The organism is Marvinbryantia formatexigens DSM 14469, from assembly GCF_025148285.1.
GTDB lineage: Bacteria > Bacillota > Clostridia > Lachnospirales > Lachnospiraceae > Marvinbryantia > Marvinbryantia formatexigens.
In genome coordinates this window covers 2,115,351-2,140,092 of sequence record NZ_CP102268.1, presented here as the reverse complement: position 1 = coordinate 2,140,092, position 24,742 = coordinate 2,115,351, and the positions used below count along the sequence as shown (strand labels likewise).

20 protein-coding genes and 1 pseudogene are annotated in these 24,742 nt (G+C 41.3%); all 21 read right to left on the bottom strand.

Going from position 1 to position 24,742, the window contains the following annotated elements; all coding sequences use genetic code 11:
* Positions 1–13: 13 nt before the first annotated feature.
* A complete protein-coding gene (locus tag NQ534_RS10230) occupies positions 14–838 on the bottom strand; it encodes a carbohydrate ABC transporter permease (protein ID WP_157200770.1) in 825 nt (274 codons plus the stop codon).
* 5 nt (positions 839–843) lie between these two features.
* Positions 844–1,725, bottom strand: coding sequence for a carbohydrate ABC transporter permease (locus NQ534_RS10225; RefSeq protein WP_006864328.1), 882 nt, complete (start codon positions 1,723–1,725; stop codon positions 844–846).
* A 60-nt stretch (positions 1,726–1,785) separates the two neighbouring features.
* Positions 1,786–3,024 (bottom strand): ABC transporter substrate-binding protein, encoded by a 1,239-nt coding sequence (locus tag NQ534_RS10220; RefSeq protein ID WP_040785341.1) that lies wholly within the window; start codon positions 3,022–3,024, stop codon positions 1,786–1,788.
* A gap of 81 nt (positions 3,025–3,105) precedes the next feature.
* Positions 3,106–4,656 carry a response regulator transcription factor gene (locus tag NQ534_RS10215; protein WP_006864330.1) on the bottom strand — a complete coding sequence of 517 codons (1,551 nt, stop codon included), beginning with the start codon at positions 4,654–4,656 and terminating at the stop codon, positions 3,106–3,108.
* A complete protein-coding gene (locus tag NQ534_RS10210; RefSeq protein WP_040785343.1) occupies positions 4,649–6,421 on the bottom strand; it encodes a sensor histidine kinase in 1,773 nt (590 codons plus the stop codon). The genes NQ534_RS10215 and NQ534_RS10210 overlap by 8 nt, the downstream gene beginning before the upstream one ends.
* Before the next feature lie 20 nt (positions 6,422–6,441).
* The gene (locus NQ534_RS10205; protein ID WP_143115901.1) at positions 6,442–6,825 is read right to left on the bottom strand and encodes a hypothetical protein; all 384 of its coding nucleotides are present in this window, start codon (positions 6,823–6,825) and stop codon (positions 6,442–6,444) included.
* Positions 6,826–7,215: 390 nt separating this feature from the next.
* Positions 7,216–8,500 (bottom strand): annotated as a pseudogene (ltrA, locus tag NQ534_RS10200) (group II intron reverse transcriptase/maturase).
* Between the two features lie 506 nt (positions 8,501–9,006).
* Positions 9,007–9,405 carry a putative toxin-antitoxin system toxin component, PIN family gene (locus tag NQ534_RS10195; protein ID WP_006864619.1) on the bottom strand — a complete coding sequence of 133 codons (399 nt, stop codon included), beginning with the start codon at positions 9,403–9,405 and terminating at the stop codon, positions 9,007–9,009.
* A gap of 2 nt (positions 9,406–9,407) precedes the next feature.
* Positions 9,408–9,665 (bottom strand): AbrB/MazE/SpoVT family DNA-binding domain-containing protein, encoded by a 258-nt coding sequence (locus NQ534_RS10190; RefSeq protein WP_006864618.1) that lies wholly within the window; start codon positions 9,663–9,665, stop codon positions 9,408–9,410.
* 140 nt (positions 9,666–9,805) lie between these two features.
* Positions 9,806–10,432, bottom strand: a complete 627-nt coding sequence (locus tag NQ534_RS10185; protein ID WP_006864617.1) for a metallophosphoesterase family protein — start codon at positions 10,430–10,432, stop codon at positions 9,806–9,808.
* A 149-nt stretch (positions 10,433–10,581) separates the two neighbouring features.
* The gene (locus NQ534_RS10180) at positions 10,582–11,550 is read right to left on the bottom strand and encodes an alpha/beta hydrolase (RefSeq protein ID WP_006864615.1); all 969 of its coding nucleotides are present in this window, start codon (positions 11,548–11,550) and stop codon (positions 10,582–10,584) included.
* A 669-nt stretch (positions 11,551–12,219) separates the two neighbouring features.
* Positions 12,220–12,882 (bottom strand): hypothetical protein, encoded by a 663-nt coding sequence (locus NQ534_RS10175; protein WP_006864614.1) that lies wholly within the window; start codon positions 12,880–12,882, stop codon positions 12,220–12,222.
* Between the two features lie 162 nt (positions 12,883–13,044).
* Complete coding sequence (locus NQ534_RS10170) at positions 13,045–16,389, bottom strand: DEAD/DEAH box helicase family protein (RefSeq protein WP_040785658.1); 3,345 nt, start codon at positions 16,387–16,389, stop codon at positions 13,045–13,047.
* 54 nt (positions 16,390–16,443) lie between these two features.
* Complete coding sequence (locus NQ534_RS10165) at positions 16,444–17,529, bottom strand: restriction endonuclease subunit S (protein WP_006864612.1); 1,086 nt, start codon at positions 17,527–17,529, stop codon at positions 16,444–16,446.
* A 30-nt stretch (positions 17,530–17,559) separates the two neighbouring features.
* A complete protein-coding gene (xerA, locus tag NQ534_RS10160; protein WP_040785654.1) occupies positions 17,560–18,528 on the bottom strand; it encodes a site-specific tyrosine recombinase/integron integrase in 969 nt (322 codons plus the stop codon).
* Between the two features lie 46 nt (positions 18,529–18,574).
* A complete protein-coding gene (locus tag NQ534_RS10155) occupies positions 18,575–19,036 on the bottom strand; it encodes a hypothetical protein (RefSeq protein WP_006864610.1) in 462 nt (153 codons plus the stop codon).
* Positions 19,036–19,497 carry a DUF3990 domain-containing protein gene (locus NQ534_RS10150; protein ID WP_006864609.1) on the bottom strand — a complete coding sequence of 154 codons (462 nt, stop codon included), beginning with the start codon at positions 19,495–19,497 and terminating at the stop codon, positions 19,036–19,038. Before NQ534_RS10150 ends, NQ534_RS10155 begins: the two co-directional genes overlap by 1 nt.
* Before the next feature lie 15 nt (positions 19,498–19,512).
* Positions 19,513–20,592 (bottom strand): restriction endonuclease subunit S, encoded by a 1,080-nt coding sequence (locus NQ534_RS10145; protein WP_006864608.1) that lies wholly within the window; start codon positions 20,590–20,592, stop codon positions 19,513–19,515.
* A gap of 210 nt (positions 20,593–20,802) precedes the next feature.
* The gene (locus NQ534_RS10140) at positions 20,803–21,786 is read right to left on the bottom strand and encodes a DUF3644 domain-containing protein (protein WP_006864607.1); all 984 of its coding nucleotides are present in this window, start codon (positions 21,784–21,786) and stop codon (positions 20,803–20,805) included.
* 9 nt (positions 21,787–21,795) lie between these two features.
* Positions 21,796–23,298: a class I SAM-dependent DNA methyltransferase gene (locus NQ534_RS10135; RefSeq protein WP_006864606.1), complete on the bottom strand. Its 1,503-nt coding sequence runs from the start codon at positions 23,296–23,298 to the stop codon at positions 21,796–21,798.
* A complete protein-coding gene (locus NQ534_RS10130) occupies positions 23,299–24,348 on the bottom strand; it encodes a Fic family protein (RefSeq protein ID WP_006864605.1) in 1,050 nt (349 codons plus the stop codon).
* Positions 24,349–24,742: the final 394 nt, after the last annotated feature.

The following is a 24,742-nucleotide window of genomic DNA, read 5'->3' as shown; positions in this document are numbered from 1 at the left end:
CTCAAATCTGTATTTACGATTTTACCGCCCCGGACGCCAGTCCGTTTACAATATCCTTTTGCATCAGGATATAGAAAATAATCATCGGCAGACTGATAATTATTACCGCCGCCGTTACATACTCCCACTGTGTATTATACTGACCGGAAAAATACATCAGTCCCGCCGGCATCGTTTTGGAATCCTTTGTAGTGAGGACAATAATCGGGAGCAGCAAATCATTCCATATATTAATCGCATTAATAATGATCAATGTACTCATGACCGGTTTAATCAGCGGTCTGACAATCTGAAACATCATGCGGACCGTCCCGCACCCGTCAATACTCGCGGCCTCTTCAATCTCAACCGGCAGCCCCTTTATAAAATTCGAAATCAACAGTACCCCCATCGGAATAGAAAAGGCAGTATACACAAAAATCAGCCCCAGCGGGTTATTCACCAGTCCCAGCCTCGTAATCATTCCGAACAGCGGAATAATCGCCATCTGTATCGGAAACATGATCCCGCTGAGCAGAAGCATAAACAGGGCGCCTTTTCCGGCAAATTTCATTCTTGCAAACGGATACGCCGTAATGATGTTCAGAAAGTAAATTGCCACCAGACTTCCCCCAGTCACAATAATACTGTTAATAAGGGAACGTCCAAAGTTTCCTTTTACCCAGGCAGTCACATAGTTGCCAAGATAAAGACTCTCCGGCATGGATAATCCGGATGTGCGTATTTCCGCAGAGGTCTTGAAAGAATTCATCAAAACCATGAACACAGGGTACATATACAGCAGCGCCAGCACCGTAATCAGACTATAGCCGCATATGCTCAGAGCTTTTTTCCGCATATTTTTCATGCCTCCTTTTCACGCGTAACTTTGAGCTGAATCAGTGAAACAATCAGTACCAGCACAAACAGAATCGTCGATTCCGCCGATGCATATCCATAATAATGGGCGGAACCTCCGAATGCCTCATTAAAAATACGCACGGTCATCAGCTCAGAGCTGTTAAACGGTCCTCCCTTTGTCATAACGTAGGTTAGGTCAAAGGCCTTGATGCAGCCGATCGTCGTCAGCAATATTACAACGGAAATCGTCGGCTTCAGCAGCGGCAGCGTAATGTAACGTATCTGCTGCCATGTAGTCGCACCGTCGATCCTGGCGCTCTCGTACACATCCGCCGGAATAGACTGCAGCCCCGCCAGGAGAATGATCATATTATTTCCCTGCCCTTTCCAGATATCTACAAAGATCACCGCATACAGCGCCAGCTTATAATTCCCCAGGAAATCCACCACCGGAAGTCCCAGCAGCTTTGAAATAGCGCTGAAAATTCCGTTTGTCGGGTCAAACATAAAGCTCCAGGTATATCCGATCGCAACTGTGCTCATCACGACAGGAATAAAAAAGCAGGCCCGGTAAAAATTTTTAAACCGTATTTTATTCAGGACAAGCGCAAGCGAAACCGAAATAAAAAGGCCAATGGTATTGTAACAGAGAACCAGCTTTATATTATTGACAATGGAGGCCCAGAATTTTTTATCATTGGTAAATATATTAATGTAATTTTTCCATCCCACAAAATTCAGTTTCGGCTGAAATCCGTCATAATTTGTAAAGCTGTATACAAAGGTAGTCATCACCGGGATCACAAAAAAAACGGTAAATATCAGCAGCCCTGGCAAGATAAGCAAATAGGGTTCCAGCTGCTTTTTTCGGTTTTTTTGCTTCATATTTTCTCCTTTCCGGCAGAAAAAGGGCCGGGAGTTTTCCCCCAGCCCCCATAAATCAGCCTATTTTGTTAAAGAATCCTGCAGCATCTGGTCCATTTCCGCTACGACCTCATCCGAAGTCTTCACTCCCGCAAACACAGCCGCCAGCCCATCAGTAGCCGCATCCTGGGCAGCCCCCGGATGAAGATTCGTATTCATCGGCGTGATACATTCTCCAATCTGCTTTGCCGCTCCGGAATCGCCTCCTGTAACGCCCTCAACCGTAGTGCCGATCACTGCCGCTTTTTCCACATACACACTGTAATTTTCCGGCGTGAAGAAGAAATTGATAAAATCAATTGCCTGATCCACATGTTCCCCCTGCTTATATGCCGCCATACTGAATGTATATCCGCCCTGCGCACAGATATCCTCCTGCGGCTCTTCATTATAAGGCTGCTTACAGAACCCATATGTAAAATCCGGATCTGCCGCCTCTACTTCCGTAAGGAAAAAGCTTCCGTTCGGGCAGAACAGGGCTTCCTGGTTGTACCAGAGCTGCACGGCGCTGTCCTGTGATGTCCCAAGCACATTTTCCGGGTAATAACCTGCGTCATAGTATTCTTTCGCCGTATCAAATGCCCATCTGACCTCCTCTACATCAGAAAGCGTTGCTTCCCCAATCTGGAACCTGTCAAACAGCGTCGGGTCCGCCTCTCCTGCCTTGCCCCACAGCGTCCAGAGCGTCATCCACGCCGTCCATCCATCCTGCAGACCATTTGCAATCGGCACATATCCGGCCTCCTTTGCAGTCTCGCAGCAGTTTCTGAATTCACCGATAGTAGTCGGGACCTCCAGCCCAAGCTTCTCCAGCATATCTGCATTGTACCACAGTCCCCAGCAATCAGCTGCCACCGGGATTCCCTGAATCTCGCCTTCATACGCAGACACCTGGTCAAGTCCCTCCTTGAGATATCCTACCGCCGGCTGACCGGTCAGATCCGCCACATAGTCTCCGGAAGCATAATTCTTTTTATTGTCCTCCTGATAACGGATGGACATCAGATCCGCCGCTTCACCGGAAGCCATTCTTGCCATATAGACTGTATCATACTGATCCGATTCCAGAAGCTCGATTTCGATCTTTACATTTGGATTCGCCTCTTCATACAGATCCGCCACTGCCCGGAGGCCGTCTTCATTATTGTCCAGCCATCCCATATAAGTCAGTGTAATTTCCTCTTCTGCAAAAACAGTTCCTCCTGCGCACATTGCCGCTAATGCAGATACTGCAAACAACCGTTTCCCCCATTTTTTCATGTCCATGCTTCTCCTTTCGTGTGCACTGCACTTTTTTGATGGTGTTATTATAAACTTTCCCGTGCATGCAAAAAAGCGCTCCTATTCCCGAAAAGGTGCCTGTTTTCCATTTCCCACCTGATTCCGATACTCACCCGGAGTAACTCCCACTTCCTTTTTAAATACCCTGATAAACTGTTTCGGACTTGCATATCCGGTCAGCTCCGCTACTTCATATATTTTCAGATCAAACTGCATCAGATATTTTTTTGCATGCTCCATGCGCACGTACAGAAGATAACTGGTATAATTTTCTCCTGTTTCCCGTTTGAACAAATCGCTGAGATATTTGGGGCTTAAATAAACCTGATCCGCCAGCGCATTTAAATTAATATTTTCCGCATAATGCTCCTGAATATATCTTTTGATTTCCTGAACGATCCGCGAGGAGCCTGTCTCACCGGTTCTTTGATCCTCCCTTGTCAGTTCCTGCAATATAACCTTTACTTTTTCCAGAAGTTCTTCGCTGCTGCTGCAGTCATTTACACTGAAAATCTGTTCATTCAGGATGTCGTCAAGAACCGGCGGTAAAAAACCGTCCGTCCTCATCTGGGCAATCGCCAGACGAAGCAGTCCCTGGAAATACCGCGCTACATCCTGCGGGATAATCATCTTCCGGGCACACCATGTCATCTGACCGCGCAGCTTTTCTTCCGCTTCTTCCGCTTTTCTCTGTTCAAGCAGAGCGCACAGCTCAGATTCCACGTGATTCTGAAGTAAATCAATGGTAAACGGAACCATTTCCTCTCCGCTCCATCTTTGTATCTGCTGCTTCTTCGTTCTGTAAAAGCTCATTCCCTGGCACTGCTTTGCCTGCCTAAAAAGCCCGGACAGACTGTCCGTATCCGACACAGTGTCGCTGACATAAAGGCAGCTTCCCTCTATCCCCAGCTCCTTCATCTGCTCCAGAAGAAAATGATTTATAAAATGAATATCCGATACCTTCTCCGTCTGCAGCAGAATACATATTTCATTGCCATCTGCTGTCACAAAACCCGTCTGATTTTTTTCCAGCCAGCCCTCTGCTGCCCGGATTCCCTGCTGCCGTATTTCGCTTCCGCATATCGCCGGGAGCTGGAGTAACACTACTGTGAAAAAACAGCTTTCTTTCAGACTCTGCCGCAGCACTCCCTCTTCTCCCCTGTTATTCCGGTAAAAAAACTGATAAAGAGCGTCTCTGATTCTTTCCGCATTTTTCCTTGAAAGGCTCTGCCTTTTTTCCTGAAACAGCGCCGCCATTTTCTCCAGCACAGAATAAATTTCTCTGCTGTTTACCGGTTTCAATATATAATCAGAAACTCCCAGCCGCAGTGCCTCCTGCGCATACTCAAATTCTCCGTATCCGCTCAGTACCACATATTTCGTATCCGGCAGCTTATCCAGCAGCCGTTCGATCATTTCCAGCCCTGTTCCGTCCGGCATACGAATATCTGTGATAATGACATCCGGCCGGCACGCAAGCGCCGTATTTACCGCCTCCTCCAGGCTTTTTGCTTCTCCCGCTGCCACATAATCCTGTGCCCGTCTCTTAATGATACTCTTTATCCCTTTTAATATAATGGGTTCATCATCCACAACCATAATTCTAAGCATGACTTTCCTCCCGGCTGCACGGCAGCAGCAGTCGAACCTCCGTCCCTTTTCCCGGTTTGCTTGTTATTTTTAATCCGTATTTTTCTCCATACCTCAGCTTTATCCGCTGATGCACATTTTTCAGACCGATACTCTGCCCGGGCCGTTCCGTCTCCTCTCCCTGCTCCAGATTTTTTATAACGCCCGCCAGCGTTTCCGGATCCATCCCCTGCCCATCATCCGCGATAAGAATTTCCATATCAGAATTTTCCTCCCGCACTCTGATTCGAAGATGGATTCCGCTCCCGGCTCCTCCTGTGCCATGTAAGATAGCGTTCTCGACAACCGGCTGGATGCTCAGCTTTACGATCCGGTTATCTGCCAACTTCTCCGGACAATCCACACTCAGAGATATACAATGGTCATACCGGACATTCTGGATCTGTACATAATTCTCTACACAGGCCAGCTCCTCGCTCAGGCGTACCATTGCATCTCTGGTCGTAAGTGTAAACCGCATAAACTTGCCCAGATCCGTCACCATCTCCGCCACATCCGTATCGTCGTTAATTTCCGCCATCATCGTAATGCTCTCCAGCGTATTATACAGAAAATGCGGATTAATCTGGTTCTGCAGCGCCTGAAGATTTGCGTCTCTTTCCTGGAGCTTCAGCTTATATTCCCTTGTGATCAAATCGTCGATCGCATCCAGCATAGAGTTAAAGCAGTCTGTCAGCTCTCCTACCTCATCTCTGCCTCCGGCTTCTTTTACTTTCGCCTTAAAGTTTCCATGCTTTACCTGCATCATTGCGTCGCGAAGATGCACCAGCGGAGCTGTCAGCTGCCGTGAAGCCACTACCGTTGCTGCCAGAACTGCCGCACTGACCAGAATCAAGATAAGCGTCGTCAGCCCGGCCATCTGATTCAGCCCCGACATGACTACCTCTTCCTTCTGAAATATCCAGGTCACCAGGCCATTGTCACTTTTTGCAGATACACTGAGCAGGTAACGATCCCCATCAATTATTACACTTCCTTCGCTGTCATCCCTTCCGGTCTCAGAAAAATACTCTGAAAAAGCTTCCAACTGCTCTTCCGGTATCGTTCCGTTCAGCATGGAACCATCCTGCAGTGTAACCGCAATATACGCATCTGAGACATCACTGTTTTTTTCTGTCATTTCCAGAATCAGCCCGCTGTCCATTTCCAGAATAGCATAGCCGATCGGTGTATTTGTATTTACTTCTTTAATTACACGCACATAGCTGAAAACATTTTTGCGGGTACGGTTCACATAGCTCTGGGGGTGCGTGGGAATTATCAGAAATTCCTCATCCATAGATGCAATATAGCTTCTGAAGTAATCCGTATCGCGATAATATCCTCCGTTGCTCTTATTATAAACCACATTTCCATCCAGGTCTGTAATAAACACCGACTGGATTTCCTGATCCTGAATCAGCATATTAAACAGAAAGTCATTCATAATATCATTGTTTTCCCTGGTCATTACACTCCGGTCTCCATGTATGGATATATCATAAAGGATTTCCTGTATCTGATTGTTGTAATATGGATACAGTGAAATCCGTTTTACGGCAGTCAGATATGTATCAAGGTTCGTTTCAATCTGGTCGCTGACCATATCATATACCCGTACTGTGCTTTCCTCCAGGTTTTGCTGATACCACTTGAACACTACCAGGTTTACGCCCAGCAGAGGAATAATGACACAGACACAAAATACTGCTGCTATCTTTACTCTCAGAGAATGAAAATTTTTCACGGCCGGCCCCTCCCAGGAAATTATTCTGCCCGCAGGCAATGAAAAACAGCTCCGTCAAACGCATGCATAGCTTCGATCTGCAGATATCCTTCCTCTCCCAGAGAGGCACTGATTGCGTTATCTGCAAACATGCTGCTGATATGATAACCTCTCAGATTTTTCTGATACCCTGCAATTATCCCCTCATGCTGAAAGCTGTGTACGACCAGAAGCGCTCCTTCTTCGCTGAGCAATTCAACGATCTGATACCCCTCCGGCTTTGCATAAGAACGTACCACGGATCCGCTGCGGCTCACTCTTGCATTTCTGATAATCGGCGTACATTTTCTGTAAAGAGCGATTGCTTCTTCTATCAGCGCCCATATCTTCCGGCAGCACAGTAAATCCCATCGTCTGTGTTTCACTGTCCAGAAGATACAAAAGAACCATATTATTTACCTTATATGAACGATAAATCTGCTTCACTGCATTTTCCTCCTTCTGCTAAATATTTTTATTATATTCAATTATCCAAGGAATGCACAGTCCATTTTTTATCAAAAAAGTGCCGTTTTTCCTGTTTTTGTAATTCCCGGCAAATACCCGCAGGCATGAATATCTGCTTCGTGGTATATCAGAAAGACATTCCACATTATACGGTGCTGGACTGTTTGTGTACTGGTTGCTGCCTGTCCTCTCTCTGTCGGTCAAGACAGGGATTTGCAGAATCGAGTAGGAGGAATTTCTCTTAAATGAGAAATTCCGACCTCTCACACCACCGTGCGTACCGTTCGGTACACGGCGGTTCAATCAACTTAACAAGTGACACACCTCTCGGTGTAGTAATCCAGCATTGAGACTAATCCAAATGAGGTTAGTCTCTTTGTACTTATAGCTTTCTGTATCCAGCCATTGTGTGCGAGACGAGCGTATTTATCGCCACAATAAGCGATATTGTATGCCGCCCATCTTGGTACATCAAGTTTCATCAGATTCTTTGCTCTGTTCTGGGGAGTTTTCCAGTGTTTCCATATACACATGCGCAATCTAATATCTGATGTTTCCGTCCAGTTCTCTACAGAGCGTTTTCATGCTTCCTATCCTGAAGTAGTTTATCCATCCTCTGATGAGTTGGTTGAGTTTCTCCACTTTATAGCTGTTGCTAACGCCCCAGCTACGGCAGGTGAGTTCTTTCATCTTCTTCTTAAATTTCTCAGCTGATTTTGCATGTGGTTTAGCCTTGTATTGGTGTGCCATTGGGTCATAGTAGAATCCGAATCCAAGGTATTTTAACCCTTGTGGTCTGTCTGCTTTGCTCTTGGTCATGTTGACCTTGAGTCCCAGTTTCTCTTCGATGAAACGTGATATATTTCTCATCACCCGCTTTGCAGACATTTCGCTTCCTACCATGATAATGCAGTCATCCGCATATCTTACAAAGTTCAACCCTCGCTTTTCCATTTCCTTATCGAGTTCATTGAGCATGATGTTTGCTAACAGCGGAGAAAGATTTCCTCCTTGTGGTGTTCCCACAACTGATTCCCTGTACTCATCATCTATCATGATTCCGCTTACAAGATATTTCCTTACAATAGAGATAACATCTCCATCTTTGATTGTTCTGCCAATTAAAGTCATTAACTTGTCATGGTTTACTGTGTCAAAGAACTTTTCCAGGTCAATATCTACAATCCAGTCATTTCCGTCATTCATCATGTCGAGTGCCGCAAGGATTGCCTGCTGTGCACATCTGTTTGGTCTAAATCCATAACTGTGGTCATGAAACTGTTCTTCATAGATTGGTGTTAACACTTGTGCTATGGCTTGTTGTACAAATCTGTCTGTTACTGTTGGTACTCCCAGATTTCTGACACCGCCATCCGTCTTTGGTATCTCCACTCTTCGTACTGGCTGAGGCTTATATTTCCTTGTCCTCAGCTGTTCCTTGATGATTTCGCCGTTCTTTGCAAGGTGCTCCTTAAGTTCCGTGTACTTCATTCCGTCCACTCCCTCTGCACCTTTGTTTCGTACGACTTGCAGGTACGCTCTGTTGAGATTATCTCTGGATAATATCTGCTCCATTAGACTACTTGTGTCCATGCGTTCTTTCCTTTCCGTCTCGCTTGATTTGACCATCTTTTCCCCGATTGGTTACGGCGGATGTCTGTCTCTTCTGCAACACGAGACCTACTCAAACTGATTGATTGTTCGCCCCTTCGCTCCATCTCCATTACTGAGACTTCCTCACTACTATGGACTCTGCTGACTTCTCACAGTTCGTTGTTACTAGGCTGATGGAACCTCTGTGAGACCTCCACGCTTAAGGTGCACGCTCTTTCTCTCCATATATCCGCCGCATTTACTCTGCTACTACAAACGTGATAGTTATTAGACTTCGTTGCTTTCTGCCAGCTTATCTCTCGTAGCCTAGCCTTATATGCGATTTCTGTCCGTCGGACCAGAGATTTGCCTACAGCTTCCTTCAGATTCCACCTCGCGATGGACACCCTTGCTGTTCAGCTATACATTTCCCACTATCCGGGCATGTTCGGGACTTGCACCCGTTAGAGCGCGCCCATGACGCGCAAACAGAAAAGGCGCAGAGGTCATTCCTCCACGCCTTCATACTCAAAGAACTGTGTAGCCGTCATGCATTTTGGATGTTCCATATCGAGACTTAAAAAGTCTTTATCTCCGGTCAGGATCACATCTACATCGGAGACGATAGCGGCATTCAGTATTGGCTGGTCTTTTGCATCACGTATCAGCTTTTCCGCATAGTCAACTGCAGGGATCAGCTCATAAGACATCTCTGCAAGAAGTACTTCCGCATCCGGCAGATATTTGGGTGCCTTACGGTTCAGAATGTCCCGCAGCTCTGCTATATTGCGGTCACAAAGAACCATTTCATGGTTCTGGGCAATATAGAGCAGAGCCTTTGCGGGCTTTGACCGTGGAAAGAGCAATGCAGAAAAAAGGATGTTTGTATCAATCAGAATCCGCACGATTATCTTTCCTTTCCGTACCGTATTTCATCCACAAGTGCCTGAATATCATCTTCATTATAAACACCCATTTCCTCAGCGACACCGGAAAAGGCAGCCTGTGCTTTGCGTATTGCCTGGGCGGAAGCATTGCAGACTACAATTTCACCATTTGGCTTCTGCAGAAACAGAATTTTATCACCAGATTTCAGACCGAGCAGACGGCGAATTTCAACCGGAACTGTGATCTGACCGTTTGAAGAAATTTTTGCAAGGTTCATAAAATCATCCTTTCTATTCTTGAAATCTAAAGAAAATTTGAGGTTAATTTTATTATATCCAATTCACGTTAGAAAGTAAACGGAGTAAAAGAAAAATTATAAGAAACCTTATAAGAAACCAATTCTTATATATCCCATTTCTACGTTGGTCTGCGCTGAGCGCGCCGCGCCCGGTCACAGGCGATCCACTCGTCGAGTGTGAGCGGCGTGTAATCAGAGTACATACAGAAACAATTTATCATGTTGCAGGGAATTGCGCGGACGCTGCCGTCCTGCACCTCGCGCACAGTATTTTGTGTGATATCGCCAAACTGCTCCAGCAGCCGCTGATCTATCGTATCGTGCACATGCCCGTGCAGCATATACACCAGCGGATTCCCTTTGGAATCCACGCGGTATTGCCCGTTGTAGCACATGATGGGATAGTGGCAGAGCACCACCTTCCGTTTGCTGTCATGTAGCTCCTCGTAAGGCTTAATCCACACAAACCGGTCGGCGTTGTATTTTTTGTTTTTCAGAAACCGGTCATGATTGCCTTGGATGAGATGCAGACGCCCGTTAAGCTGCTCCAGCAGTTCGTTCGTCTCCTCTGCTTTTCCCCAGGACAGGTCGCCCAGAATGATGACATCATCGTTTTTCCGCACTTTGTCATTCCACCGCTTCAGCATATACGCGTTCATTTCGTCCGCATTGGCAAAGCCGCGGTTATCCATCTTCGTATTCAGAGTCCCGTGAAAAAAGTGGGAATCCGCAATATAATATCTCATAACATCCTCCGGTCACTTAAAATCTCATGATTTGTCTCACATCAGTCTGTGACGGACGGATGGCAACGGCTTCCGCCACATCTATATCCGAGCTCTGGCGTGTCATTTGAATTTCTTCGCGCCACCGTCCGCTCTCTTTTATGCCGTCATCAGAAGCACTCTCTGTCCAGGAAATCAAATACAGTTGAAAAATACAGCTCCGGATCCATCTGATATGCCTGCCCGTGTCCGGCGCCCTCCACAACCAGCAGCTCCTTCGGCGCCGTGCACGCCTCATACACCTCATAGACCATTTCTGTATGTACAAAGTTATCCTCAGAGCCGTGTATAAATACTGTCGGCACACTGCTTTTTTCCACCTGCTTCACCGCGGACGCCTCTTTAAAATCATAGCCTGCCCGGATATTGGCTACCAGATTCGCTGCATCCATAACCGGGAATGTGGGCAGATGGAACAGATACGCCAGCTCATCCGCAAAAATATCCCACACCGAGGTATAACCGCAGTCCTCCACGATTCCCTTCACATTCTCTGGAAGCTCCTCGCCGGAGACCATCATCACCGTCGCGCCGCCCATCGACACGCCGTGCAGAATAATTTCCGCCTGCGAATCCCTCTCAAGAATAAAATCAATCCACTGCAGGACGTCCTTCCGGTCCAGCCAGCCCATACCAATATATTTTCCCTCGCTCTCTCCATGAGCGCGCATATCGGGCGTCAGCACATGATAGCCCTGTACGCCGTAGAAGCTGGCTATATTCTGCATATCCGACCGCTGCCCCGTGTAGCCGTGAATCGCAAGCAGCCACCGATGACTGTCCTCATCCCCGGAAAACAAATCCCCTTTCAGCAAAAGACCGTCCTCCGATGTAATCGACACCTCCTCCACAGCCGTTTCCGCCAGCCACTCCTCCTTCTGCGCATTTATCGCGGCAAGATTTTCCGCCATGATATTTCCCGCCTCATCCGAAATCTCTGCGGGCGGCGCAACATCTTTTTCCACATTCTCCTCGCGCACAATCGCAAAATCCACCAGATAATTTCCGGCAAACAACAGTACCGCTGCCGCTAATACCACCAGAATCAGCAGCAGTTTCAACCAAAATTTTTTCTTCATAAACAATCTCCTCTGATTAATATGATACAAAATCTTAACCAGTATAACATACTTTAAGAGATTTCTGAAGCTTTAATATGCTTTTGCTTTGTTTGCTTTATCTCCTGTGTAGAGCTGATAGTACCTTACCTGCTCCTCAATCAGCTTATCATATGTGCCCTGCTCGACGATATTTCTGTTTCTCATAATCCTCACGCACAAAGGATTTCACCAGATACCCACAGATACATAACAACGACAGAAGCTGTAGCTTTCGCCACAGCTCCAATTTATGATATTGCCTGCATTACAGCCATGAGGCTTATCCCCGGTCAATCAGTTTCTCACCTTAACCTGCTTCATGGATTTCAGCACATTTCTATGCCTAAAGGAAAGTTATTCATTTACTTAAAACATTTCAAGAACAAAACCATTAACTATTTATAATTGAAAGTTCAGATAATACCAAAAACAATTCACAATCGGAGATGTTATCCAGCACCATATATACTCAACTTTTTTGAAGGCAGGATTTGAACCCGCGACATCATGGTTAGCTGCCATGTGCGCTGCCAGCTGCGCCACTTCTATATTGAGCAATCCAATTTTTCAGAATTGGTATATTCTTCTTGTAACATAACCCCGTTACAGGGAAACTAAGTTCGGAATTTTCGTAATGCAGGCAATATTTTATGCTATTTCAATAAAAGTAGTCGCATTGGATACCTTGATCTGTGTATCCAATTCCGTAAGCATCGTGTTTCTCTTTTCTTCCAGCAGCTCTAACTTCTTCTTTATATCCAATGGATTCACAAGCTCTGTAGTATTTTCTTTTACATACGCATCAACAACTCCTAATGGTTTATCATCCCTTGCCTTGGCATCACGCCCCAAAATACTCAAACGCATATTTTCCGCCGTTGCCTGAAGCTGGTTATTCTTTATATCACAAAAACGAACGCGCTCATTATACTCATCATTTAATTTGTCTCTCAATTTGCCTTCGAAATCTGCCTCCCCATCATAAGAATCCATGCCTCGAAGCCTGCTTCTGAGTGAGATTGCACCCGCAACTGTAAAAGTGCCGTAGGAAGTCTTAACTTCTGTCTTCGCATTAGAATCCACGATTGCAGCGTCAATTTTCTGGAAGCGTTCGATCAAATCGTTAATCTGTTGATAAGCCGCCTCTGCTTCTTTCGCATATTCCTCCCTATTAATTCGCTTTGCATATACTTTTTCCTCATTTGGCTTAGCTGTATCTACGAAACTTGCTTTCTCAATCTTATCATTGATTTTCTTCACTAACAGGTCTCTTTCGTCCAGTGCCTGTGTTACTAACATTTTTTCGCTCATACGAAGTCCTCCCTTAAATCATTTCCATACTTATGTCCTGGAAATAATTTTAAGGGATGCTGCCTCATTTGTCATTGAACTTGTAGTATAAAATTTTTATATCCGAATCACAAACGGCATCATAACTTTCGCCACAACTTTCATCTTCAAATTTTTCTCTTTCTACGCTGCCGCATTTGCATTGATTGTATCTATAACCTTCTTGATTCCCATCCACACGTTCAAATCTGTGAATATCTCCACCACACTTCCCCGATCAGTAAAAGGTGATTCCTGAAGAACAGAAAGATCTTTCATCATTCCATTATGAACAATATATTCCACTATCTGATTCACAAAATAAATCTGTCTGCTGTCAAGACTTGTATTTGTTAAGTACTCCGAGAATGCTTCTTTGGCGGCATTCATATCCAATCCTACAATTTCACGGACAAATTCACCAAGCGGCTTGGTTCCAAATTCATTTTCATAATCCTGCTTTGTACCAACCTCATGCCATAATACTTCTTCTAACGTTTCAACATCCGTTGATGTCAGAGGTTGATTTGTCTTTAATTTTGCGATTGCAATATTATCCTGATGTTGTCTGATATAATACTCCGCTTTTGCCTTGTAATTATTGAGTTCATCATTTTCGAGTTCCGATTCTTTCCATTCCGTTGAAAGCAATTCATCTGTAAAATTCGTTACGTATTTGCTCGTTCCCGAAGGAATATACTTCATCAAATTACGGAGTTTTTCTCTGATTTCTTCAAATTCGTTAATCCCGGCATTATCTACATAATCTGTATTCAAAATCTTATTGATCAGATCCGACTGTGCCTGAATTTCAGGAATATTTGCCACACTTGCAATTCCGGCGACTTTTTTGTGCAAATCTGACCGGGCTTTTGAATACCTTTTTCCAACTAAGTATGCTAATTCAATTCCATACATCAGTGCATCAAACCGAACAGCGCTTGCTTCATCCTCATCCGGTAACATCAAAGGCGCTACTTCTTCTCTGACAATCAAGGTATCCTCATATGTAAGCGCATTATAATTTGATTCTGAAGAATACATATCCACATACTTTAAATGCTGACGTACAGCAAAGTTATCCCTTGGCAGTTCTTGTACTTTTTCACTCATTTGCTGAACCAATGCATCACGATATGCAATCAGTCTGTCAGTTTGATATTCGATATCCTGAAGCTTATAGGAAATTTCAAACTTCAAATTAAAAATCGCTCCTTGAAGCGCAATCATGTTTGCCGTAGCTTTTCCTTTATTCATTCGGAAAAATTCAAAATTCTTGCAAAAATCAAAGATATAAAATTTCTGCTTATCTTCTCCATCAATCAGACCAGGGCAGAGTCTTGTACCACGTCCAATCATCTGCCAAAATTTTGCTTTACTCATTACTTTTTTAAAAAATACCAGGTTCAAAACTTCCGGTACATCAATCCCCGTATCCAACATATCTACAGAAATTGCAATCTGAGGCATCTTCTTCGGATCAGAAAACTCATCTATCGCACTCTGTGCATACGTCATATAATTATCTATTACTTTTGCATAATCCGTGAGATGTGGATACTCCTTATGAAAGACTTCCAGTATCTTTTCAGCATGGTCATGATTCTTTGCAAAAATAATCGTCTTACCAAGTTTCTGCCCGTAATCAATCTTAATGCCCTCCGTCATCAAAATATGCAAAACCTTTTTTATCGTGTCCTCATTGAATATCCATGTATTAAGAGCTGACGAACTTATTGATTCCGGCAGATTCCCATGTTCATCTGTAAAAGTTTCCTCGTATGTCTGCTTGTCTTCTTCTGACAACTCATCATATACGATTCCCTGTTCTATAAACTTTAATTCCGATTCAACGGAAACGTAGTCAACAAGATATCCGTCTTTTACAGCCTGTGCCAGATCATATCCATATGTCGGAACACCGTTCTCTAATTCAAAAACCTCATATGTATTTTTATCAATTTCGTCTTTTGGTGTAGCTGTAAGACCAATCAACGGGGCATCAAAATAGGCAAAGATATCTCTGTACTTGTTATAAATGGATCTATGTGCCTCATCACATATCACAAGATCAAAGTGTCCACATGTGAAGAGTTTTCCTTTATCATCGCATGTCGTATCAATGCAATTCATCATCGTCTGATAAGTTGAGAAAACACAATGTGCATTGTAATTATCTTTTTCTTCAACGAGATTTGTACACGATAAATTCGGCAGCATATTCACAAAACTTCTTTTCGCCTGTGTAACCAGTGAATTCCTATCCGCAAGAAAAAGAATATTCCTGATCCAGCCTGCTTTCAGCAGGCAGTCGCACAATGCAATGACTGTTCTTGTCTTTCCGGAACCTGTTGCCATTACAAGCAAAGCTTTCCTTCGATTCTTTTCACCAAAACTGCTGCAAACCGCCTTAATTGCAGATTCCTGATAGTACCGTCCGGCAATATTCTTATTCACTACAACATGTTTCAGACTTGTTCTTGTCATCATTAAATTGAACCATTTCTCCAAATCCCTTTTTGAATAAATAGCCGAACATTTTCTCTCCGGATATTGTCCATCAATAATATGTGTTTCAAATCCGTTCGTAAGGAAAACAACAGGTCTTCTTTTGTATTTTTGCTCTAATAGATCAGCATAAAGCTTTGCCTGCTGTCTTCCCTTCGAAACGTCCACACAGGTTCTCTTAGCCTCAACAATCGCCAATGGGCGGTGCATATCATCATAAAGAACATAGTCTGCAAAACCGACTTCTGACTGGTTAGGCATTCCGGAAAGTTCTACTTCATTTCTCCAATCCCTTCCTTCCACCCAGCCTGCATCTGTAAGCATAGAATCAATATATAGCTTTCTGGTTTTATATTCTGATAAATCCAACGGTTTAGGAACATATGTTTGCTGTTGTTCCTGCCTGCGGGAAGATAATTCTTCCTTTAAAGAAGCATTTTCCGCAATTAATTTCTGCAAGTCAAGCTCTTGTCTGGCAGATTTTTCTTGTTCTTTTGCCAATTCTGTTTTTACAGCTATCGCTGCATCTTTGGATTCCCTTGCTTTCTCAATCCGGGAAGTAATGAGCGTTTTATCAAAAGAATGTTCTTCATACTGATCCGAATAACAATACGCAATAAAATCTAAATAGATAAACAAATTCTCAAGACAAAGCATTGCCTCATCTTTTCCTAATTTTTTATTACTGTGCGCCGCATTGTTTCCACATCTCCTTATATAATCCATGCGTTTCCACAAATCCGGACCCACAATATGCCTGTATTCCTCTGCATTCATAAGACTTTGCAGATTATCCTGATACGGCATTTCAAGATCAGAATCCACTGAATACATCCATTTAATCGCAAACTCCATTGCCCGGCGGCTATTGAGAATACTGGCCTCCGGGTCCATAAGAATAATCTTCTCTGCTGATATGGCTACATCTGCAAATCCCGAAAATTTTGAATCTTTCTTTAGGTAGTCAAAATTGGTCTTCATAGAATACCTCCCATAAACAGTCCTTTTGTGGCATCTATTATTACCGCTAATCATTTAGCGTGGTTTAACATAATAATGACATATATCCATTACCATAACTTTTGATTTGTCGACTTGTTTTACAAAGTCCACATACTCATCCTGCAACTGTTTTGATGGCAGGATATAGTCCATTTTCATAAACGGTTTTTGAGTGACTTTTTTTAAATCCCCAGCATCTTGGAGTCTTGTAAAATCAATCTGTTTCATCATTTCGCAGAGAAAAACCAAGCACAAACTATCATCATAAAAGTCACTAATGTACATTGCGTTATCGGTAATCCAAACAGGACCCTTCACCAAATGAACATTCCCGCTCTGAAATCCGACTCTTCCAATGACAATTGTGTCTTGTTCATATAAAACCTCGTCTGTATACCAAGAAATACCATTTCCACCATACGCAGGGATACCATCTTCAAAACGTTTATCGTTAGCTACAGCTTTCCCATTTGATATTTTAAATAGCTCACTGCCTTTTTTTGTCCTAAACCCTTTTGAATTGATTCTTGAATCCCCAAACATCTCGATAAATCGGGCTTTGATGAGATTGTCTAAAAATTGTAATTCATGTTCTCTTAATTTTATAATTCCATATAATTTATCAAGCCTTTCACAGATTAAAATCTGTTCCTTCTTATCAATTTCAGCCACCTCATATTTAGATACATAATCATCCGTTTTCAAATTATGAAGACCCGTCGTTTTATTCTCAAAAGATTTTGTACCACCGCGCTGATAATTTGCAAATAAAGAATAGAATACATATCTCGGATACCACACTTCTTGGTTTTTTACTCGGAGTAATCCAGTAAAGTTATTAAATAAATAAGTATTATCTTCTCCATCAAAATAAATGACTCTTCCAACTGGAAACTTATCACTTCCACCTGACTTTTCAATAATAATATCTCCCTTTCGGAGAAATTTTTCATCTATATTTTTCTTTGTAATCGTTCTGGTAACTATATCACTGTAATTAATTACCCCTTCATTTGTGAAATTGGTGGTTCTAAGAACCGGGATACCATCTCCAGTTTCATCATCAGTTCCCCATTCACCAGATATGGCTTTACCTGTAATTTCAATTAATTTTACCATCTACATTCGTCCCCACAAACCCGGATTGTTTTAAGCAATGAATTTTTGATGGGATGTTTTTACATTTGTTTGGTTTACAATAGCATATTGCATGGTCGTATCTATTTGAGAGTGACCCAATATCTTTTGCACCTGTTCAATCGGCATACCTTTATCGATAGCTCTTGTTGCCATTGTTCTGCGGAATTTATGGGGATGGATTTTTTCCATATTCAATTTTCTACCAAGGGAACGGATACGAATTTCCACGCCACTAATTTTCAACCGATCGTGAGGTTCATCTAATGATACAAAAAGTGCTGGATTATCATCAGCCCTTGTCTTCAAATAATTTTGTAGATGAAGTTTAGCCTTGGCATCAAAATATACTTTTCGTTCTTTATCTCCTTTTCCAAAAACAATACACTCTCTAGCTTCAAAATCTACATCTGAAATATTTAAATTCACTAACTCACCCACACGTATTCCTGTAGAATACAGCAAATCAATCATAGCCAGATCTCTGGAACATTCACAACTGTCCCGAAGTAATTCTATTGCTTCATCAGAAATTGTTTCTTTCACGGGTTGCTTTGTTTTTATTTTATGAATACGCTTCATCGGACTTTTCAAAATATAGTCTTCTTCCTCTAACCATGAGAAAAAACTGGAAATATTTCGCCGAATATTGTCCACTGTAACTTTGCTGCAATTATTGATTTTCTGATAATCAACAAGATATTTTCTGATTTCTTCCGTGGAAATCTTTCGTATAGGTTGTTCTATGTTTCGAAGCATTCGTTCTACTGTAGAGCTATAATATTGAATAGTTCTGGCGGAACATCCTTCAATCTTTTTCGCATCTAAAAACAACTGTAGATACTCAAGATTTGAAGTCTCCTCTTTATGCACAGAATTTTCCGAAAATGTTTGCAATAAAACCTCCTGCAATTTTTTCATCTGCGAAACGTTTAAATAATCTGCCATTTTGTTAATAATTAATACAATCTTTTCTTCCATGTTGGTACTCCTTTCATCTAGTACCAACATTCTACTCTAAAAACTTTTAAATGACTTTATTTTCTAAATAACATTCCAGGAGATACGATGGATTTTCATAGTACATACTGCTGTTATAATCATCAATTTTGCTACTTATAAACGAATTATAAACCTCCAATAGTGCATCAATAATTTCTATCTTTTCGCACTTTGCTACAGCCTTTATCAGCCTTTTATATACTTTGCCAACATCCCAATACGATGGAATGGCATATTTACACGCTGCTACATTATCAAAGCTTCCCGTTTTAATACCAGCTTCTTTGATAAAATCATCACTGACACGTTCTATGTTATCACTATGATAAACATCCGCTAAATCATAGATTTTCGCAAGGTTCTTTTTGCCTAATGCATTTACAACCTCTGCTCTTGTATTTTTTGTCTTTCTTGCAATATAATCAATCAAACTGCACGTAAAAAACAAATCATTATCCTTTACTGGCTCCCGCCCCGCATTTTCCATTACACAACCTCCTCAAATCCTCTATATTCAAGACATTTTAATGCTTCTTTTGTACAGAAATTAATCTGGTGTGTCGGATACTTAAATTTTGCCAGTACCCAAAACTGTTCTCTCGTAATAGTTCCATCCATATAATCAGAAACATAATTGTAGATCTGATCATTTGCCATTGCTCCGATCACAATATCGTATGTATGTTTCTTCCCACTCCTACAATCAATGATAAAATCCAGCCATTCATCCGTCATTTCTTTAAATTCCTTGATTTGCAGATCAGATTTCAATCGCACATCATAAATAGACACAATTTTAGTATGATATCGTCTTGCCCACCTCTGTGCCTGTTCTTTAATAATTGTGCAGTAAAATCCTTCCCCAAAATCTTTTGTATTTCTCCCGACACGAATTTTGGGATTTTCAACCGGTATATAGCCACCATGATATACTGTCATTTTCGCCATTTCCCATCCTCCTTCCTATCCAAAATACTTCTGCATTAAACTGTCAAATAATAACTGTGTCTGATCCAATGCTTTCTGTACGGCAATTTTTGATTTGTCGACTTGAGCAACGAATTCATAATATCTTTTTTGCACTTCAATTGGAGGCTTAATAATCTGGAATTTCGACACAATAGGAACATTTAAGTTCGGCATCGTCTGTCCAACAGCCATGTCTTCAATCGTCTTTCTAAATGACGGAAATGAGATTGTTTTCTGTATATAGTCTGCTGTTACTTCACCTTTGGTTCTAATTAGCAAACTACCAGTTCCACATAAGAAACCTTCAGATGTAACAACAGCACAACGTCCCATTTCTCCCCTACGCCCCATAACTACATCGTCCGTATGCAAATGATATGCTTCAAGTTCATCATATTTTTTATCAGATATTGTCAGCTTGCTATCTGGAACTACTTTTCCACCCACTATATGCGATGGATTTAAGAGAGGATGTCCACCTTCAATGTAATCTTCTTTGTGCAATAATGAGCCGAAAGGACCAATCTTTATCTCCGCCAACTCGGAAAGTGCTACTTTTCTAAATCCATGTGGATTTTCAACTGGATCCCCAAACATCTCGACAAATCGGGCTTTGACAAGTTCGTCCAATTTTTCAAGTTGCTGATAGTAATTATCAATAATTTGCTCCACGCTTTGTAATCTATGAACAATAGACTGCTGATTTGATAGACATGGTAGCTTAATTTCTATCTTCAACAAATCTGATTTCGTCAAACTCGGTATTGTTACAGTTTTATTTAACTGTTTAAAGTCAAAATGCTTGCAAAAATAGTATAAATATCTAGGAATCAACACTTCCCGTTTGGCTTCCAAACCAAATGCCGTATCAACATTCCAAAACGGCTCATCAACAAAAATAGGATTGTTAATGCTACCTTTTCTCCCAATAATTACTGTTTCCGCACTGCAAATATAATCATCTGCATATCCCATAATTCCACCGCTACCATAAACAGGATACTTTCCGTCTGGATTTTCTACCCTTCTTTGATTACGGCCATTTTTTATTTCAAGAACATCATTAAATATCACTATATCGTCCCCACAAACCCGGATTTGTGTTTCCTTTCCTACTACTTATTTCAAATCTGGTCAAGTCTTACAATAAACTTTCTCCAAAGCCTTGACATATAATTAAATTATGTTATTATTAATAATAGTCAACTTGTGACGGATTAAAGCTGGGTTCCCGAATGGGAGTAGGCATTTCAGTTGCTTAGAATCCTTTGCTCCTGGGGTTGGCTATTTTTTTGTCAATTTTTGTTTTAAATTGTCAAGTATTGTACTTGGTGCTTTTTCTATTTCACCATATATAAAATCAATCGCTTGCTGCGAATAACTATACTGTGGCTGAGCAGATATTTGATATGTAAAACACATTCTTTCATTTTCCTTTAAGCAAAAATACGCCGTAAAATTTTGAAAGTGGTACATATTTAATTCTGCTTCTTTTCCATTATACAACATAGCAATTTTATTTTTCTTCAAACGCTTGTTTATTTCCTTAATACAAGCCTTCGCATTGTATTTATGAGTTTCATTTGGGTTTTTGATTTCTTTAATCACTCTCACCCCATCCTTAGCCTCTTTTTCTATATGGTAAATTTCTGTAGCTTCTTCTCTCTTTTTAGTCGCATAATGATAATGCTCCACTTTAATCGCAAAAGCACTGTTATTTTCTTCCATTAACGGTTGTAAAGAATCATTAACGGATATCAAACGCTCTGCAACCTGTTTTTCATATTTTCCTCTTATTTCAGTTTCATCTAAAGATTTCAATCTTACCGACAAAGTAATGAAATTTTCTGGAATCACCTGCGTCATATCAACATTATGAAATTCCATCATCTTATCTACAAAATTAAACACACATGCTTGTAATAACGAAACATATACCGCTTCATATTCTTCTGTAATAAAATGTGTACTTGTGTTTCTTAACTCTATAATTTTCTCGAGATTTTTACGCAATGGAGCTTTCTCATTCGTAAATATTTTTTGAACACAGCGTTCTAAAGATATCGTACGATTTGGTTTATCTGGAAAATATATTGATTCTTCTCCAAATTTATTTACCATATGTGCTTTTAACATCAATTCCCATGCATTACAAATAAAAAAGCTAAATCCTTCTAATCGATATTTAATCGAAGGTTTATTATATATTTCAATCGCTAACAAAAATGCTTCCTTCGCTTTATCTATTAACTGTTCCTGTACCGTCATTTTATCCTCCTATAAATTCAGCAGCCTCTCCAACTCATCCATTTCCTTACCAATCTCCCTTTCAATTTCACGAATATCAGCCATAATTTCTGATGTGGGTGGATATTCAACCGGTACATACTCGATTTCTTTATATTTATTAATGCTAAGATCATAACCATTATCAACGATATCCTGTTTCGGAACCATAAATGATTTATCTGTACGTTTTCTTTCTGTTTCCTTATCTAAATTTTTGAATCTTCCAATAATATCAGGAATATCATTTTCTGCAATTGGAGTCCGTTTATCATCCAGGCTGAATCCATCTGCCGTCATGTCATAAAACCATACATAATCTGTTCCGCCATGTTCCGTTTTTGTAAATATAATAATAGCTGTTGATACTCCTGCATATGGTTTGAACACACCGGAAGGCATAGAAATAACTGCTTCTAATCTCTGATTCTCAACAATTTCTTTTCTGATGTCTTTATGTGCCTTTGATGAGCCAAACAGCACGCCATCCGGGACAATGCAGGCACATCTCCCCCCTATCTTTAACATACGGAGAAATAACGCCAGGAATAGTAATTCCGTTTTCTTTGTCTTACATACTTTAAGCAAATCTCCAGATACCGACTCTGCATCAAGGCTTCCCTTAAACGGTGGATTTGCAAGTATTAACGAATACTTATCCTTATCCGGATTCTGATCCGACAAGCTGTCTCTATATTCAATAAATGGATTATCTATTCCATGAGTCATCATGTTCATTGCTCCGATGCGAAGCATTGTCCGATCCATATCATATCCATGAAACATATGGTTCATATAATGATCTTTCTTCTGTTTATCAAAGAAAATTTCTTCCTTCCTGTTTTCTTTCAAATATTCTCCTGCGGCTACCAGGAATCCAGATGTTCCGCAGGCAGGGTCACAGATCACCTCGTCGCTGGAAGGATCCATCATTTCGACCATCATACGGATAATATGCCTGGGTGTTCTAAACTGTCCATTACGACCTGACTGCGCAATTTTTGACAAAAGATACTCATATACATCCCCCCGTACATCCGCAATCTGAATTTCATTCATCATCTTATAAATTTCATCCAACGAATCTACTACTTTTGATAAAACAAGTGGTGTCGGCAGTTTAAAAATTGCATCATCCATATATTTTGAGTAAGCGCTATCCTTATCATTGTGCAATGTTTTTATAAACGGAAATACCCATTCCTGTATTACTGAATACATTCTCTCTGCCGGAAAATCGTGAAAGACTGACCACTTGAGCTGCGAACCATCAATCGTTCTTTCTCCGATCTTTACTTCATCCGGAAAAATACTCTGATATGGAAGTCCGAGCATTGCACTTTCTTTCGCCCTTGTATTATCCGAATCATCCAAATCATGGATAAACATCAGATACGTAATCTGCTCGATTACTTCAAGTGGATTTACCAACCCACCGGAAGCAAAAATATCCCATAAACCGTCAATTTTATTTTTTAATTCGCCCGTAATCATTTAGTCCTCCGCTTTCCACACATACTTTGTGTAACGTCCTCCGCCGATTTTTTTTATTTTTCCACTTTTCAATAGTTCTGCCAAAGCTCGCTGTATTGTTGTATCGCTGATATCCGGATTCATATCCATCAACTCAGATTTTGTAATCGTACCTATATGATTTTTGATTATTTCCCGAATACGATCTGCTTTTGACAAATCAGGAGCTGTCAGTAACTTCGCTCTGGATTCAAATTTTTCATAAGCACTTACAATCACATCAAGCATATAATTCACAAAAGGCTTATAATCATTTTTATTTTTATGCCAGTTTATGGAACTATCTCGAAGTGCTTCATAGTAAGTCTCTTTCGATTCTTCCATTATCTTTTCAATACTGATATATTTGCCCACAATAAAGCCTGACTGATACAGCAAAAGCAACGTAAGCAATCGGCTCATTCTTCCATTGCCAGCATTAAATGGATGAATACATAAGAAATCCAAAACAAACATAACATCCAACAGCAATGGATCGACCTCAGCCTTTGCCGAACAGAATGCTTTGCACAATTCATCTATTGAAGCCGGTGTTTCCCTGGCATCTACTGGTCTGAAATGGATTATTTCGTTCCCGTCCGCATCTGCCTCCCAAATAATATGATCCGAAGTCCTGAAGATTCCTCTGTCTACATTTCCAAGAAATTTATATAAATTTCTGTGTAACTGCAAAAGGTAATTGGTGTTTATTGGAATATATTCGTAGCTCTCCTGTATCGTATTCAATACATCTCTATACCCTGCAATTTCAGACTCACTGTAATTTCGTGGAGTTGTTTTCGACTGCACCAAATTCTTCAATCTGTCATCTGTTGTTGAAATACCTTCCATTCTATTTGAGGCCTCTGTACTCTGAAGTTTGGCTATTTCTATCAACTCGCTGAGTGCATCTTTATGAGCTTCAATAAACAGTCTCTGTTCTCCCTTATATTCATGAATAAGAGTAAGTTTCTTAACTACTTCCGGAGTCAACAATTTATGCCATTTTTCTCTATAATTATAATCTCTCATTCAATTACCTCATCAGTTTTTAAACATTTATGTTCTGCATGATGTAATTCATTATGTCTATTTTACTATACTTTAACCTAGACGTCAACCTTGTCAATTTTGTCATTTACGTTTAATTTGACTAAATTAAATGTTCCTATTCTGATTTCTGGACGATTCGTCTCCCCGTACATTATCGAACGCAACGTGCATTGCACGCATCGCGTTACTGTTCAGGTTAGGACTTTGCATTCACTACAAAGTCCGTAAGAAAGTGATACAGGTGTGAGCAAATCCCATTCGCGAAGCGAATTCTAAATGGATTTGCGAATGTTACTGTGAACGACGTGAACAGTAACCGCATCGCACGTTATGGCAGCGATTTTCTTTACTGATATTGTCACGAGAGCCTGTG

Bases quoted from the DNA above. Each gene is read 5' to 3' on its own strand.
- NQ534_RS10230 (WP_157200770.1), bottom strand. From the start codon at position 838: ATGCGGAAAAAAGCTCTGAGCATATGCGGCTATAGTCTGATTACGGTG.
- NQ534_RS10225 (WP_006864328.1), bottom strand. From the start codon at position 1,725: ATGAAGCAAAAAAACCGAAAAAAGCAGCTGGAACCCTATTTGCTTATC.
- NQ534_RS10220 (WP_040785341.1), bottom strand. From the start codon at position 3,024: ATGAAAAAATGGGGGAAACGGTTGTTTGCAGTATCTGCATTAGCGGCA.
- NQ534_RS10215 (WP_006864330.1), bottom strand. From the start codon at position 4,656: ATGCTTAGAATTATGGTTGTGGATGATGAACCCATTATATTAAAAGGG.
- NQ534_RS10190 (WP_006864618.1), bottom strand. From the start codon at position 9,665: ATGAACCTTGCAAAAATTTCTTCAAACGGTCAGATCACAGTTCCGGTT.
- NQ534_RS10185 (WP_006864617.1), bottom strand. From the start codon at position 10,432: ATGAGATATTATATTGCGGATTCCCACTTTTTTCACGGGACTCTGAAT.
- NQ534_RS10180 (WP_006864615.1), bottom strand. From the start codon at position 11,550: ATGAAGAAAAAATTTTGGTTGAAACTGCTGCTGATTCTGGTGGTATTA.
- NQ534_RS10175 (WP_006864614.1), bottom strand. From the start codon at position 12,882: ATGAGCGAAAAAATGTTAGTAACACAGGCACTGGACGAAAGAGACCTG.
- NQ534_RS10170 (WP_040785658.1), bottom strand. From the start codon at position 16,389: ATGAAGACCAATTTTGACTACCTAAAGAAAGATTCAAAATTTTCGGGA.
- NQ534_RS10165 (WP_006864612.1), bottom strand. From the start codon at position 17,529: ATGGTAAAATTAATTGAAATTACAGGTAAAGCCATATCTGGTGAATGG.
- xerA (WP_040785654.1), bottom strand. From the start codon at position 18,528: ATGGAAGAAAAGATTGTATTAATTATTAACAAAATGGCAGATTATTTA.
- NQ534_RS10155 (WP_006864610.1), bottom strand. From the start codon at position 19,036: ATGGAAAATGCGGGGCGGGAGCCAGTAAAGGATAATGATTTGTTTTTT.
- NQ534_RS10150 (WP_006864609.1), bottom strand. From the start codon at position 19,497: ATGGCGAAAATGACAGTATATCATGGTGGCTATATACCGGTTGAAAAT.
- NQ534_RS10140 (WP_006864607.1), bottom strand. From the start codon at position 21,786: ATGACGGTACAGGAACAGTTAATAGATAAAGCGAAGGAAGCATTTTTG.
- NQ534_RS10135 (WP_006864606.1), bottom strand. From the start codon at position 23,298: ATGATTACGGGCGAATTAAAAAATAAAATTGACGGTTTATGGGATATT.
- NQ534_RS10130 (WP_006864605.1), bottom strand. From the start codon at position 24,348: ATGAGAGATTATAATTATAGAGAAAAATGGCATAAATTGTTGACTCCG.